Annotated in this window: 14 protein-coding genes; 11 read left to right on the top strand and 3 right to left on the bottom strand. The window is 43.7% G+C overall.

The window, feature by feature from the left end:
- Positions 1–470 precede the first annotated feature (470 nt).
- From pnp to dtd, 11 genes are all read left to right on the top strand, one after another.
- Positions 471–2,684: a polyribonucleotide nucleotidyltransferase gene (pnp, locus tag HMPREF2853_RS08330; protein ID WP_070535751.1), complete on the top strand. Its 2,214-nt coding sequence runs from the start codon at positions 471–473 to the stop codon at positions 2,682–2,684.
- Between the two features lie 15 nt (positions 2,685–2,699).
- Positions 2,700–3,317 carry a serine O-acetyltransferase gene (gene cysE / locus HMPREF2853_RS08325; protein ID WP_070535748.1) on the top strand — a complete coding sequence of 206 codons (618 nt, stop codon included), beginning with the start codon at positions 2,700–2,702 and terminating at the stop codon, positions 3,315–3,317.
- Between the two features lie 49 nt (positions 3,318–3,366).
- Positions 3,367–3,567: a YdeI/OmpD-associated family protein gene (locus tag HMPREF2853_RS08320; RefSeq protein WP_002882686.1), complete on the top strand. Its 201-nt coding sequence runs from the start codon at positions 3,367–3,369 to the stop codon at positions 3,565–3,567.
- Between the two features lie 13 nt (positions 3,568–3,580).
- The gene (locus HMPREF2853_RS08315; protein WP_000923404.1) at positions 3,581–4,345 is read left to right on the top strand and encodes a nucleoside phosphorylase; all 765 of its coding nucleotides are present in this window, start codon (positions 3,581–3,583) and stop codon (positions 4,343–4,345) included.
- 8 nt (positions 4,346–4,353) lie between these two features.
- A complete protein-coding gene (locus HMPREF2853_RS08310; protein ID WP_000301981.1) occupies positions 4,354–4,875 on the top strand; it encodes a dihydrofolate reductase family protein in 522 nt (173 codons plus the stop codon).
- A gap of 17 nt (positions 4,876–4,892) precedes the next feature.
- Positions 4,893–6,236, top strand: a complete 1,344-nt coding sequence (gene cysS, locus HMPREF2853_RS08305; RefSeq protein WP_070535745.1) for a cysteine--tRNA ligase — start codon at positions 4,893–4,895, stop codon at positions 6,234–6,236.
- Complete coding sequence (locus tag HMPREF2853_RS08300; RefSeq protein ID WP_070535742.1) at positions 6,229–6,615, top strand: Mini-ribonuclease 3; 387 nt, start codon at positions 6,229–6,231, stop codon at positions 6,613–6,615. The genes cysS and HMPREF2853_RS08300 overlap by 8 nt, the downstream gene beginning before the upstream one ends.
- Positions 6,616–6,618: 3 nt before the next feature.
- On the top strand, positions 6,619–7,488 hold the full coding sequence (locus HMPREF2853_RS08295; RefSeq protein ID WP_070535739.1) for a helix-turn-helix domain-containing protein: 870 nt from the start codon (positions 6,619–6,621) through the stop codon (positions 7,486–7,488).
- Between the two features lie 113 nt (positions 7,489–7,601).
- On the top strand, positions 7,602–8,732 hold the full coding sequence (locus HMPREF2853_RS08290; RefSeq protein WP_070535737.1) for an ABC transporter ATP-binding protein: 1,131 nt from the start codon (positions 7,602–7,604) through the stop codon (positions 8,730–8,732).
- Positions 8,733–8,875: 143 nt separating this feature from the next.
- Complete coding sequence (locus tag HMPREF2853_RS08285; protein WP_070535734.1) at positions 8,876–11,092, top strand: RelA/SpoT family protein; 2,217 nt, start codon at positions 8,876–8,878, stop codon at positions 11,090–11,092.
- Between the two features lie 18 nt (positions 11,093–11,110).
- Positions 11,111–11,554 (top strand): D-aminoacyl-tRNA deacylase, encoded by a 444-nt coding sequence (gene dtd / locus HMPREF2853_RS08280; RefSeq protein WP_000691396.1) that lies wholly within the window; start codon positions 11,111–11,113, stop codon positions 11,552–11,554.
- Positions 11,555–11,584: 30 nt separating this feature from the next.
- Here the strand turns inward: dtd and HMPREF2853_RS10135 are convergent, their stop codons facing one another.
- The 3 genes from HMPREF2853_RS10135 to HMPREF2853_RS08260 form a co-directional block, all read right to left on the bottom strand.
- Entirely contained in the window at positions 11,585–11,998 is a 414-nt protein-coding gene (locus HMPREF2853_RS10135) for a hypothetical protein (RefSeq protein ID WP_070535732.1), read from the bottom strand.
- 284 nt (positions 11,999–12,282) lie between these two features.
- The gene (locus tag HMPREF2853_RS08270; protein ID WP_000749121.1) at positions 12,283–12,990 is read right to left on the bottom strand and encodes a nicotinamide mononucleotide transporter; all 708 of its coding nucleotides are present in this window, start codon (positions 12,988–12,990) and stop codon (positions 12,283–12,285) included.
- A 120-nt stretch (positions 12,991–13,110) separates the two neighbouring features.
- On the bottom strand, positions 13,111–13,761 hold the full coding sequence (locus tag HMPREF2853_RS08260; RefSeq protein WP_070535729.1) for a metal-dependent transcriptional regulator: 651 nt from the start codon (positions 13,759–13,761) through the stop codon (positions 13,111–13,113).
- Positions 13,762–13,844: the final 83 nt, after the last annotated feature.

Here is a 13,844-nt window from a genome sequence, read left to right as displayed (position 1 = left end):
TACTTTGCTTTTTGCGACCTTAGTATCTTGATAGTTGAACTCGGGCTAAATCCCTAGTGAAAAAGATAGACTTCCTGGTGTGCATCGCACACTGCGTCAATTTATGCTATCATGAGTAATTGAACTCGGCCGAAAAGCTGTGTAAAAAAGATAAACTGTCTTGTCTTCATCGAAGACTTCGCCAGTTTCCTATTTTTACTTTGCTTTTTACGTCCTTAGTATCTTGATAGTTGAACCCGGGCTAAATCCCTAGTGAAAAAGATAGATTTCCTGGTGTGCATCGCACACTGCGTCAATTTATGCTATCATGAGTAATTGAACTCGGCCGAAAAGCTGTGTAAAAAAGATAAACTGTCTTGTCTTCATCGAAGACTTCGCCAGTTTCCTATTTTTACTTTGCTTTTTGCGACCTTAGTATCTTGATCTTTGTAGGCAAGGCGTATAATTTCATCAATCCAAAGGGGATTAAAATGACAAAACAAGTGTTTCAAACGACTTTTGCGGGTCGTGAGTTAATCGTAGAGACTGGTCAGGTTGCTAAGCAAGCAAATGGCGCTGTTGTCGTCCGTTACGGTGAGTCAACTGTCTTGACTGCAGCCGTGATGTCTAAGAAAATGGCAACTGGGGATTTCTTCCCACTTCAAGTCAACTACGAAGAAAAAATGTATGCAGCTGGGAAGTTTCCTGGTGGCTTTATGAAGCGTGAAGGACGTCCTTCAACTGATGCGACATTGACAGCGCGTTTGATTGACCGTCCAATCCGCCCAATGTTTGCGGAAGGTTTCCGTAACGAAGTGCAAGTGATCAACACTGTGCTTTCTTATGATGAAAATGCATCTGCACCAATGGCAGCTATGTTTGGTTCATCATTGGCACTTTCTATCTCAGATATTCCGTTTGACGGACCTATTGCTGGGGTACAAGTGGGCTATGTCGACGGCCAAATCATTATCAACCCTACTCAAGAACAGGCAGAGCGTTCGCTTCTTGAATTGACAGTAGCTGGGACCAAACACGCTATCAACATGGTTGAGTCTGGTGCCAAAGAATTGTCAGAAGAAATCATGTTGGAAGCCCTTCTTAAAGGTCACGAAGCAGTCAAAGAATTGATTGCCTTCCAAGAAGAAATCGTTGCTGCAGTTGGTAAAGAAAAAGCAGAGGTGGAATTGCTTCACGTAGATGCTGAATTACAGGCTGAAATCATCGCAGCCTACAACAGTGACCTCCAAAAAGCGGTTCAAGTAGAAGAAAAATTGGCTCGTGAAGCTGCAACTCAAGCAGTCAAAGACCAAGTGACTGCTGTTTACGAAGAAAAATATGCAGACCATGAAGAATTTGAACGAATCATGCGTGATGTGGCTGAAATCTTGGAACAAATGGAACACGCAGAAGTGCGTCGTTTGATCACAGAAGACAAGGTTCGTCCTGACGGTCGTAAGGTCGATGAAATCCGTCCTTTGGATGCGGTTGTTGACTTCCTTCCTCGTGTACACGGTTCTGGTCTCTTCACTCGTGGGCAAACTCAAGCTCTTTCTATCTTGACCTTGGCTCCGATGGGGGAAACTCAAATCATCGATGGTTTGGATCCAGAGTACAAGAAACGCTTTATGCACCACTATAACTTTCCTCAATACTCTGTAGGGGAAACAGGTCGTTATGGTGCTCCAGGTCGTCGTGAGATTGGTCACGGTGCTCTCGGTGAGCGTGCCCTTGCGCAAGTATTGCCAAGCTTGGAAGAATTCCCATACGCTATCCGTCTAGTAGCAGAAGTATTAGAATCAAATGGTTCTTCATCTCAAGCCTCTATCTGTGCGGGAACTCTTGCCCTTATGGCTGGTGGTGTACCAATCAAGGCGCCAGTAGCGGGTATTGCCATGGGTCTCATCTCTGATGGAAATAACTACACTGTATTGACAGATATCCAAGGTTTGGAAGACCACTTTGGAGACATGGACTTTAAGGTGGCAGGTACTCGTGAGGGGATTACAGCCCTTCAAATGGATATCAAGATCCAAGGAATTACTGCAGAAATCTTGACTGAAGCCCTTGCTCAAGCCAAGAAAGCGCGTTTTGAAATCCTTGATGTGATCGAAGCTACTATTCCAGAAGTGCGTCCAGAATTGGCTCCAACTGCTCCAAAAATTGACACCATCAAGATTGATGTGGACAAAATCAAGATTGTCATCGGTAAGGGTGGCGAAACTATTGACAAGATTATCGCTGAAACAGGCGTTAAGATTGATATCGACGAAGAAGGAAATGTATCTATCTACTCTAGTGACCAAGCTGCTATTAACCGTGCCAAAGAAATCATTGCTGGCTTGGTTCGTGAGGCTAAAGTAGATGAAGTTTACCATGCCAAGGTTGTTCGTATCGAGAAATTTGGTGCCTTTGTCAACCTCTTTGATAAGACAGATGCACTTGTGCATATTTCTGAAATGGCTTGGACTCGTACCAACCGTGTTGAGGACTTGGTAGCTATCGGTGATGAAGTCGACGTTAAGGTTATCAAGATTGATGAAAAAGGCCGTATCGATGCCTCTATGAAAGTTCTTCTTCCTCGTCCTCCAAAACCTGAGCATGATGAAAAAGGTGAAAAGTCTGAGCGACCTCACCGTCCACGTCATCACAAGGACCACAAACCTAAGAAAGAATTTACAGAAACACCAAAAGATTCAGAATAAGAAAAGGAGAAATGTATGGGATGGTGGCGCGAAACCATTGATATCGTAAAAGAAAATGATCCAGCGGCACGCAATAGTTTGGAAGTTTTGCTGACTTATCCAGGTGTCAAGGCCTTAGCTGCCCACCGTCTCTCGCATTTTCTCTGGAAGCACGGCTTCAAACTCTTGGCTCGTATGCACAGTCAGTTTTGGCGCTTTTGGACTCAGATAGAGATTCATCCGGGTGCTCAGATAGAATCAGGTGTTTTTATCGACCATGGCTCAGGCTTGGTGATTGGAGAGACGGCGATTGTTGAAAAAGGCGTTCTTCTCTATCACGGAGTGACTCTTGGTGGAACAGGGAAGGATGTTGGTAAACGCCATCCGACTGTCCGAAAAGGGGCGCTGATTTCAGCCCATGCCCAAGTCATCGGACCGGTAGAAATCGGCGAAAATGCCAAAGTCGGTGCTGCTGCAGTAGTCGTGGCAGACGTACCTAGTGATGTGACAGTTGTCGGTATTCCAGCTAAGATCGTCCGAGTTCATGGACAGAAGGATGAACCAACGATCCACGAAGTCGAAGAAAAACGAGAGTACTACGTCAATAAACTCGAGCAGGCTAAAGAAGCCAGTCACAGATCGTCGGGGTTGTAGGATAGGGTAGCAAAGTTATCGAGGTGAAGTATGACAGGAGGTAAGAACTATGTCAGATTTATCAGACGCAATTTTGAACCAGGCAGTTCTTGAGTTGCAAGAACGCTTGGATGGTCTTGCTAAGGAGCGCTTTATTAAACTGCCACCTAGCCACCAGCGTGAATGGGCTCATTATATCAGTGAAGCCAAAAAAGATGAGACCAAACTGCGCCGTCTAAATAAAATGAAGGCGGATTTGCTGGAGCCTTAAAGAAAGAGAAGTTATGCTATTAGAGGAATTTGAAGATGTAGCAGCAGTTATTGAGCCAACTGAAAAGCCAGTCCATGACAAGGGAGAGGTATGCGAAACCATCATTCTGTCCTTTAATGGCGAAATTCTGAAACGTTTGATTGAGTCAGAAGATGTCTATCCGGGAGGCTATTTGAAAAGCATAAACGGCCATCATCCATGGTATATTTATGGCCAAGGACCTAGCAAGCTAGCAGTTATGTTGGCTCCAATTGGGGCTCCCATGATAGTCGGCCAGCTGGAGGAGTTGGCGGCCAGAGGCTTCAAAAATTTTATCATTTTAGGTTCCTGTGGCGTTTTGGACCGCTCAATTGAGGCGGATAAAATTATCCTACCTGCGGCAGCATTGCGAGATGAAGGAACTAGCTATCACTATGCCCCACCGGGTGATGAAGTCGCCTATGACGAGTCTCTGCTGATCGAGCTGGAAGCCATCTTTGACAAGCACAATATCGAACATATCCGCACCAAGTCTTGGACGACTGATGCCTTTTATCGAGAAACGCCTGATAAGGTCAAACGTCGCTTGGCTGCTGGAGCTCAAGTGGTGGACATGGAAGCTTCAGCTATCATGGCTTGGAGTCAATTTCGCAAGAGTAAAGTCTATCAGTTCTTCTACACAGCTGACTATGTGGATCATCATAACAGAACCTGGGATGCCCGCCATGAAGAGCGGACAGCTGATGCCATGACTTTTTTCAATATCGCTTTGACAATAGCAAAGGAACTAGAAAGGTAACTACAAGAATGGCAGTATATTTTTACGGCTGTATCACCATGGATGGCTACTTGGCAGACAGCCAGCACAGGATAGACTGGCTGCATCAGCTTGGTTCTGTAGAGGATACAGGCTATGATGACTTTTACAGACAAATGGATATCACCATCATGGGCAAGCGGACCTTTGAGGAAATCCAAGATTTACAAGATGTAGAAAGTTTTTATCAAGCTACGGAAAATTATGTCTTTACGCATGATAGGCATCTGCCTGTCAGCAATTACCAGCCAGTAGCTGGGGATGTGGTGGACTTTGTTCGCCAGATTGACAAAGGCAAAAATGTCTTTGTGATTGGTGGTAATTCCTTGGTAGGACCGCTCTTGGATGCGGATCTTTTCGATCACCTCATTATTCAGATAGCGCCCCTTATCCTAGGAAAGGGGGTTCCCCTCTTTACCCAAGAGGAAGGGCAGCGCTTTTACCAACTGGATAGCCTCAGACAATTTGGCCCTTTTGCAGAGCTGGTTTTCAGCCGAAAAAGTCAGAAATAGAGAAGGGAGTGGACCGCATGATTAAAATTTACGACACCATGTCTCGTGATTTGCGAGAATTTGTCCCAATCGAAGAAGGAAAGGTTCGCATGTATGTCTGTGGGCCAACGGTATACAACTATATTCACGTAGGGAATGCCCGTTCGACGGTGGCTTTTGATACCATTCGTCGTTATTTCGAATACCGTGGCTACGAAGTTGCCTATATTTCCAACTTTACAGATGTAGACGATAAGATTATCAACCGTGCCAAGGAAGAAGGTATCACGCCTCTGGAGGTTGCGGACAAGTACATCGCTGCCTTTCGTGAGGATGTGACAGCTTTGGGCGTGAAACCTGCGACTCGCCATCCGCGTGTGGTGGAGTTTATGGCGGACATCATTCGTTTTGTGGAAGTCTTGATTGAAAAAGGTTATGCTTACGAGAGTCAAGGAGATGTTTACTTCCGCGTGGAAAAATCTCACAACTATGCTAAATTGGCCAATAAAACCTTGGAAGATTTGGAGCTGGGTGCTTCAGGTCGTACCGATGAAGAAACGGCTCGCAAGGAAAATCCTGTAGACTTTGCCCTTTGGAAAGCTGCAAAGCCAGGCGAGATTTCCTGGGATAGCCCTTGGGGACCTGGTCGTCCGGGTTGGCATATTGAATGTTCAGTCATGTCGACAGAGATTTTGGGAGATACCATTGATATCCACGGTGGTGGAGCTGATTTGGAGTTTCCTCACCATACCAACGAAATTGCCCAGTCAGAAGCAAAAACAGGCAAGACTTTTGCTAACTACTGGATGCACAATGGCTTTGTCAATATCGACAATGTTAAGATGTCTAAGTCCTTGGGCAACTTTATAACCGTACACGATGCCCTCAAAACCCTCGATGGGCAAGTGTTGCGTTTCTTCTTTGCGACTCAGCATTACCGTAAGCCTATCAACTTTACCGAAAAAGCAGTGCGAGACGCCGAAACTAATCTCAAATATCTGAAGAACACTTACGAACAACCATTTACAGGAAACGTGGATACCCAAGAGTTACAAGCTTTTAAAGACAAGTTTGTTGCCGCTATGGATGAGGATTTCAACTCCGCCAACGGTATCACAGTTGTCTTTGAAATGGCCAAATGGATCAACTCAGGAAACTATGATGCAAGTGTTAAGGAAGCTCTTGCGGATATGTTGGAGGTCTTTGGGATTGTCTTTGTTGAGGAAGTTTTGGATGCAGAGATTGAAGCTTTGATCCAAAAACGTCAAGAAGCGCGTGCCAATCGTGACTTTGCGACAGCAGACCAAATCCGTGACCAATTAGCGACTCAAGGAATTAAGCTCCTTGATACCAAGGATGGAGTGAGGTGGACTCGTGATTGATGTCAATCTCATTAACGGGATTGCGCTAGCTTTTGAAGGAGATGCAGTTTACTCCATGTATATCCGTCGCCATCTCATCCGTAAAGGCATGACCAAACCCAACAAACTCCACCAAGAGGCGACTAAGTATGTCTCAGCCAAGGCTCAGGCTCGCTTGATTGCCCTCATGTTGGAGGAGCAAGTCCTGACGGAAAAAGAAGAAGAAATCTATAAACGTGGTCGCAATACCAATAGCCACACAAAGGCTAAAAATGCTGATGTGGTGACTTACCGCATGTCTACAGGTTTTGAAGCAGTCATGGGCTATCTCCATCTGACTGAAAATCTGGAGCGTCTAGAGACCATAATTTCTTGGTGCATCCAAAAAGTGGAGGGCTAGAATATGATTGCAAAGGAATTACAAGACTGGTTCCCTGAAGCTCAGATTTCAGATCAGCCAGTAGAGAAACCAGGCTATCTAACTCTCCCTTTAGCTTCTCAGCAGTGGATTTTACTGGAGGAAGCTGGGCTCAGCGAGCGTGAAAAGCAGCTGGTTGCCCTTTTGACCCAGCAAGAGCAGGCTCGTTCGCTCAATCCTTGGTATCCCTATCTGATTGAGGGGAAGGGGCAGGCACCGCAAACTTTCAAAAAGATTCAGCTGGTTTATTGCCATCTTTCCTATTTCCAACAGGAAAATCTATCCTCTTGGCTAGACATGATGCGGACTCTTTTTCCCAACTGCCAGACAGTGCTACAGGTCGGGGCTCAGGATTATGTATTTGTGCTTCAACAAGATAAGTACACCTCTGTTCGCTCAATCTTATCTGATACGATTGAGGCAGTAGAGTATGACTTTGGCCTTCGTCTGTCCATCATGTTAGGCCAGGTTTGGTCTCAGACAGGACATCAAGCCCTATCAGACTTAATCAAAGCAGAGCGAAATTTGTTTAAGGCTTGGTGGCGTCAAGGTCATCAAGGTGTACACACCTTTTCACAACTCTATCTGTGGAGTATGGGAGAAAGACTTGTGGACCTGAGAGTCATTAAAGAATGCCTGCATCAGATGATCTTGGATCAGGATCAGATTCAGGAAATCATTCTCTCTTTTTGGGAAAACAGTGCTGTCCTAACTAAAACAGCCCAGCAACTCTATCTGCACCGCAACTCTCTCCAATACAAGATTGATAGATGGGAAGAATTGACAGGGCTTCAGTTGAAGGAGTTGACGGATCTCACCCTTTGTTATCAGTTGATTTTACCAGATATTCTCTAAAGTTTTGTGCAAGTTGCACAGAACTTTTTTGTTTTTTTGGTCACCTTGCCATAGAAAAGTAAAGCGTTTTCATCTATAATAAGACTATCAAAAGACAAAAGGAGTTCACCTCGATGGTAGAATTAAATCTTAAAAACATTTACAAAAAATATCCAAACAGCGAACACTACTCAGTTGAAGACTTCAACTTGGACATCAAAGATAAAGAATTTATAGTTTTCGTAGGTCCTTCAGGATGTGGTAAATCAACAACTCTTCGTATGATTGCGGGTCTTGAAGACATTACAGAAGGTACTGCATCTATCGATGGCGTGGTTGTCAATGACGTGGCTCCAAAAGACCGTGACATCGCCATGGTATTCCAAAACTACGCTCTTTACCCACACATGACTGTTTATGACAACATGGCTTTCGGTTTGAAATTGCGTAAATACAGCAAAGAAGACATCGACAAACGTGTGCAAGAAGCGGCAGCAATCCTTGGTTTGAAAGAATTCTTGGATCGTAAACCTGCTGACCTCTCAGGTGGTCAACGTCAACGTGTTGCCATGGGTCGTGCCATCGTCCGTGATGCAAAAGTGTTCTTGATGGACGAACCTTTGTCAAACTTGGATGCCAAACTTCGTGTATCTATGCGTGCTGAAATTGCGAAGATTCACCGTCGTATCGGTGCTACAACTATCTACGTAACCCACGACCAAACAGAAGCGATGACACTTGCAGACCGTATCGTTATCATGTCAGCAACTAAGAACCCTGCTGGTACAGGTACTATCGGACGTATAGAACAAATCGGTACTCCTCAAGAAGTTTACAAAAACCCAGTTAATAAATTCGTAGCAGGATTCATCGGAAGCCCAGCTATGAACTTCATCAATGTGAAATTGGTTGGTAGCGAAATTGTTTCTGACGGTTTCCGCTTGAAAGTTCCAGAAGGTGCTTTGAAAGTTCTTCGTGAAAAAGGCTACGAAGGAAAAGAATTGATCTTCGGTATCCGTCCAGAAGACGTGAATGCAGAACCTGCTTTCCTTGAAACATTCCCAGAATCAGTTGTCAAAGCTACTATCTCCGTATCAGAATTGCTTGGTTCAGAATCTCACCTTTACTGCCAAGTTGGTAAAGACGAATTTGTTGCCAAAGTGGATGCTCGTGACTACTTGCAAACAGGTGCAACAGTTGAACTTGGATTTGACTTGAATAAAGCACACTTCTTCGATGTAGAAACTGAAAAAACAGTCTACTAAGCAAATGAAATATCAAAACACTGCTAGAGAAATCTGGCAGTGTTTTTTCTTTTAATTGCTTAGGTTAGGCATGAAAACAGGCTTTTCTAGTTTTAATATTCTTAAAAAAGTGATAAAATGGTAGGAAGAATTGGAGAGTATAGATGCCGAAAGAAGTGAATTTGACGGGCGATCAGGTAGTCGCTTTAACGAAAGAATATTTAACAAAGGAAGACGTTGCTTTTGTACAAAAAGCATTGATTTACGCAGTTGATTGTCATAGTGGGCAGTTTCGGAAATCAGGAGAGCCCTATATTATCCATCCCATTCAGGTAGCAGGCATTCTGGCTAAGCTCAAGCTGGATGCCGTAACCGTTGCCTGTGGTTTTTTGCATGACGTGGTTGAAGACACAGATGCGACACTGGATGATCTAGAGAGAGAGTTCGGTCATGATGTTCGGATTATCGTTGATGGGGTGACCAAGCTTGGTAAGGTTGAGTACAAATCACTCGAGGAACAATTGGCTGAAAATCACCGCAAGATGCTTATGGCCATGTCAGAGGATATCCGTGTTATCTTGGTTAAATTATCGGACCGTTTGCACAATATGCGGACTCTCAAACACCTTCGAAAGGACAAGCAAGAGCGTATCTCCAGAGAAACCATGGAAATTTATGCACCACTTGCTCATCGTCTAGGGATTTCCAGTGTCAAGTGGGAGTTGGAAGATCTATCTTTCCGTTATCTCAATCCAACTGAGTTTTACAAGATCACCCACATGATGAAGGAAAAACGCAGAGAACGTGAGGCTTTGGTCGATGAAGTTGTAACCAAGTTGGAAGAGTACGCTACAGAAAGAAATCTCAAAGGGAAAATCTATGGTCGTCCTAAGCATATCTATTCGATCTACCGCAAGATGCAGGATAAGAAGAAACGCTTTGAGGAAATTTATGACCTGATTGCCATTCGCTGTATCTTAGATACCCAGAGTGATGTTTACGCTATGCTGGGTTATGTGCATGAACTTTGGAAACCTATGCCAGGTCGCTTCAAAGACTATATCGCAAATCGTAAGGCCAACGGTTACCAGTCTATCCATACGACTGTTTATGGGCCAAAAGGGCCGATTGAGTTCCAGATTCGGACCAAGGAAATGCACGAAGTGGCTGAGTACGGGGTTGCGGCTCACTGGGCTTATAAGAAAGGCATTAAAGGGCAGGTCAACAGCAAGGAATCTGCTATTGGGATGAGCTGGATCAAGGAGATGATGGAGCTCCAAGACCAGGCTGATGATGCCAAGGAATTTGTGGACTCTGTTAAAGAAAACTATCTGGCGGAGGAGATTTACGTCTTTACTCCTGATGGTGCGGTTCGCTCCCTACCAAAAGATTCAGGACCGATTGACTTTGCCTATGAAATCCATACCAAAGTCGGTGAAAAAGCAACTGGTGCCAAGGTCAATGGCCGTATGGTTCCGCTGACAACCAAGCTCAAGACAGGGGATCAGGTTGAAATTATCACCAATCCCAACTCCTTTGGTCCGAGTCGTGACTGGCTCAACATGGTCAAGACCAGCAAGGCGCGCAACAAGATTCGTCAGTTCTTTAAAAATCAAGACAAGGAATTATCCGTTAACAAGGGCCGTGAAATGTTGATGGCCCAGTTCCAAGAAAACGGCTATGTAGCCAATAAGTTTATGGACAAGCGTCATATGGACGAGGTTCTTCAAAAGACCAGCTACAAGACAGAAGAGGCTCTCTATGCAGCCATTGGTTTTGGAGAAATTGGCGCTATTACGGTCTTTAACCGCTTGACCGAAAAGGAACGTCGTGAGGAAGAACGCGCCAAGGCCAAGGCGGAAGCAGAAGAGCTTGTTAAAGGTGGCGAAGTTAAGGTTGAAAACAAAGAAACCCTCAAGGTTAAGCATGAGGGTGGCGTGGTCATTGAAGGTGCTTCAGGTCTCCTAGTTCGGATTGCCAAGTGTTGTAATCCAGTGCCGGGTGACGACATTGTCGGCTACATTACTAAGGGACGCGGTGTAGCTATTCACCGTGTGGACTGTATGAATCTCCGTGCCCAAGAAAACTATGAGCAACGTCTCCTTGATGTGGAATGGGAAGATCAATTCTCAAGCAAGGAATATACTGCCCACATCGATATCTATGGTCTCAACCGTACAGGTCTCTTAAATGATGTTCTGCAAGTTCTTTCCAATACAACTAAGAATATCTCAACTGTTAATGCTCAACCAACCAAGGATATGAAATTTGCCAATATCCATGTGTCTTTTGGAATTTCAAACCTTTCTACGCTGACAACGGTCGTTGACAAAATCAAGAGTGTGCCAGAGGTATACTCTGTCAAACGTACCAACGGATAATTGAATAGAAAGGCGCTTATGAAAATCATCATTCAACGGGTTAAAAAAGCCCAAGTGAGTATCGAAGGTAAGGTTCAGGGAAAAATCAATCAGGGGCTCTTATTACTGGTCGGTGTTGGACCAGAAGACCAAGAGGAAGATCTGGATTATGCTGTCCGAAAGCTTGTCAATATGCGGATCTTTTCAGACGCAGAAGGCAAGATGAATCTATCTGTCAAGGATATTGAAGGGGAAATCCTTTCGATTTCTCAGTTTACCCTCTTTGCAGATACTAAGAAAGGCAATCGTCCAGCCTTTACAGGTGCAGCCAAGCCTGATATGGCATCAAACTTTTATGATGCTTTCAATCAAAAATTAGCGCAAGAAGTGCCTGTTCAGACAGGTATCTTTGGAGCGGATATGCAGGTGGAGCTGGTCAATGACGGACCGGTCACCATCATCCTTGATACAAAAAATAGATAAGAAAACCAAGCCTATTGGCTTGGTTTTTGTTTAGAGACAATCCCACAAAGAAATATGTTTGTCGTAAAAGTCAGGATAGTTTTCTCTTAGGTAGTTAGTCGTCGTATAATAAAAAGTAGAATGGAAAGCAGTGACAATTGGCATAAGAGATGAAAAACGATGAGAACTAACGAAGGCTAAAAGGACAAAAAATAGAAAATCAATGGAGAGAACCCCTAAATAGTAGAAGCGAATCTTTTTATTGATTTGAGGATAAATCTCAGAGAAATGTTTTTTGAGTCGGAAGACCAAGCGAGACAGCAGTAGTCCTTGAGCAAGGATGAAAATGAAGCAAAAAACCAGGCCTTTCTCCAAAAAAAGTTCGTATCGGGATCTGAAAGTTAGCAATAGTAGCAAATCGCTGACTGCAATGGCTGCGAAGTGTAGTCTAAAGAGCTTTTTCATAGGAAAACCTCCCTCTTTTATCTAGCTTCATTCTACACCAAACGAATGAGAGTTACAACTAATACTCAATGAAAATCAAAAAGCGAACTAGGAAGCTAGCCGCAGGTTGCTCAAAGCACTGCTTTGAGGTTGTAGATAAGACTGACGAAGTCAGTTACATATATCTACGGCGAGGCGACGTTGACGTGGTTTGAAGAGATTTTCGAAGAGTATAAAATGATAATAAATAGTAGAAGGAAGATTCTATTAAGTCGTCTTGCTTTCTTTATTTGAGTTTCCTTCTGTTATCTATCTTCTTTGTCATTCCAGACAAATAAAGCTCCGATTGCATTGAGGATATAAAAGATGTATTTACCGATATTAGCGAAGTTGCCTTGAATGCCAGCCTTTGTCAGCTGCACAAAATTGTAAATCAACCAAAATCCCCACTGAGTTGTCAGTTTTAATGCGTTTAAAGCATTGGCAATGAGGGACAGTGCAAAGGCAATAGTTGTCACGTAGGCAAGGAGATTCATCTTTCCTCCATAGCCGATATAGTTGGTCACAAAGGCAAAGAGGAAGGCGATGATTGAAATGATGATGGCTGCCAATTTTACCTGTTTTTGGCTCATTTGGTTGGGTCTACCTTCTTTCGAAGCTTCCCATTTCTTAATAGCAAAGGTATAGATGAGAAAGGTAACAGGATAGGTGATAATGGCCGCCTTATTTCCAAGGATATAATCAATGGTACCAGACAAAATCGTATTGACAATGCCAAAGTAATTTCCCCATTTGCTTAATTTTCCCGTGAAACGAGTGGACAACATGGAAATCCCAACGTTGGTTACGGAAATCAATCCAAAGGGAACAAGTACAGTCCATGGTCCCCAGTCTACAAATTTGTCGAGACGTGAGTTGAGGTAACCAGATGCAATCGCAATCCCAACGACCAAAGCAACCCCGAAAAGGTCAAACCATTTGGATGTCGCAAAAATTTTTAGTGATTTTTTCATATGTTAAACTATCTTTCTTTTTTTTAACAAATATTCTACAACTAAATGAAAGTAAAATCAAATGATAGAAATAAAACCCTGAAAATAAAATTTTCAGGGGTGGTTGGGGTACTTGAGAAATTAGTCGATTTTTTCGACATAGAGTTGTTTGGCAATGTCCATACTTACTTGTAAATCCTCGTCTTTACTGAGGATAGTGAAGGTATTACTGAAGCCATCAAACTGCTTGACTTGGAGTTGGTCACCGATATGAATTGCGTGCTTTTCTAGATATTTGAGTAGTTCAAAACTATCATGAACACGAGTCAGGAGATAGGTTCCAGCTTCCTGTACGGCCGTTAGTGGCAGGTTATTGATTTCAATCAAGAGCTCTCCCTCGGCTGGGATGGTTCCTCCGTGGGGACAGGTTTTAGGGAAACCCAGCAGTTTATCCAGTCTCTCTACGAAGAGGTCGGATACAGTGTGCTCTAGAACTTCAGCTTCCTCGTGGATTTGATCGCTGGTATAGTCAAGATGGTGGACTAGAAAGACTTCAATCAACCGGTGTTTGCGATAGAGCTCAGAAACCAGTTCGAGGCCGATATCTGTTAATAGATAGCCATTCTCCTTGTCCTTGAGGATGAGACTTTCACTTTTCATGCGTTTGATCATCTCTGTTACGGCAGGTGGAGAGACCTGCATACGGGCAGCAATTTCTTTGTTGGTGATTTTTTGAATTTCCGTACCGATTTCATAAATACATTTTAAATAATCTTCTTTATTTGGCGTCATTCGTTTCCTCTTGTCTTTTCTCTCCATCTAGTATATCAAAAAAAGCTAGATTTCTCTAGCCTTCTGCCCTAATGGCTTTGATT

The sequence above is a fragment of the Streptococcus sp. HMSC077F03 genome (assembly GCF_001812375.1).
GTDB classification, from domain to species: domain Bacteria; phylum Bacillota; class Bacilli; order Lactobacillales; family Streptococcaceae; genus Streptococcus; species Streptococcus oralis_S.
The sequence above is the reverse complement of the archived record's forward strand: the minus strand, read 5'-3'. Positions and strand labels throughout refer to the sequence as shown.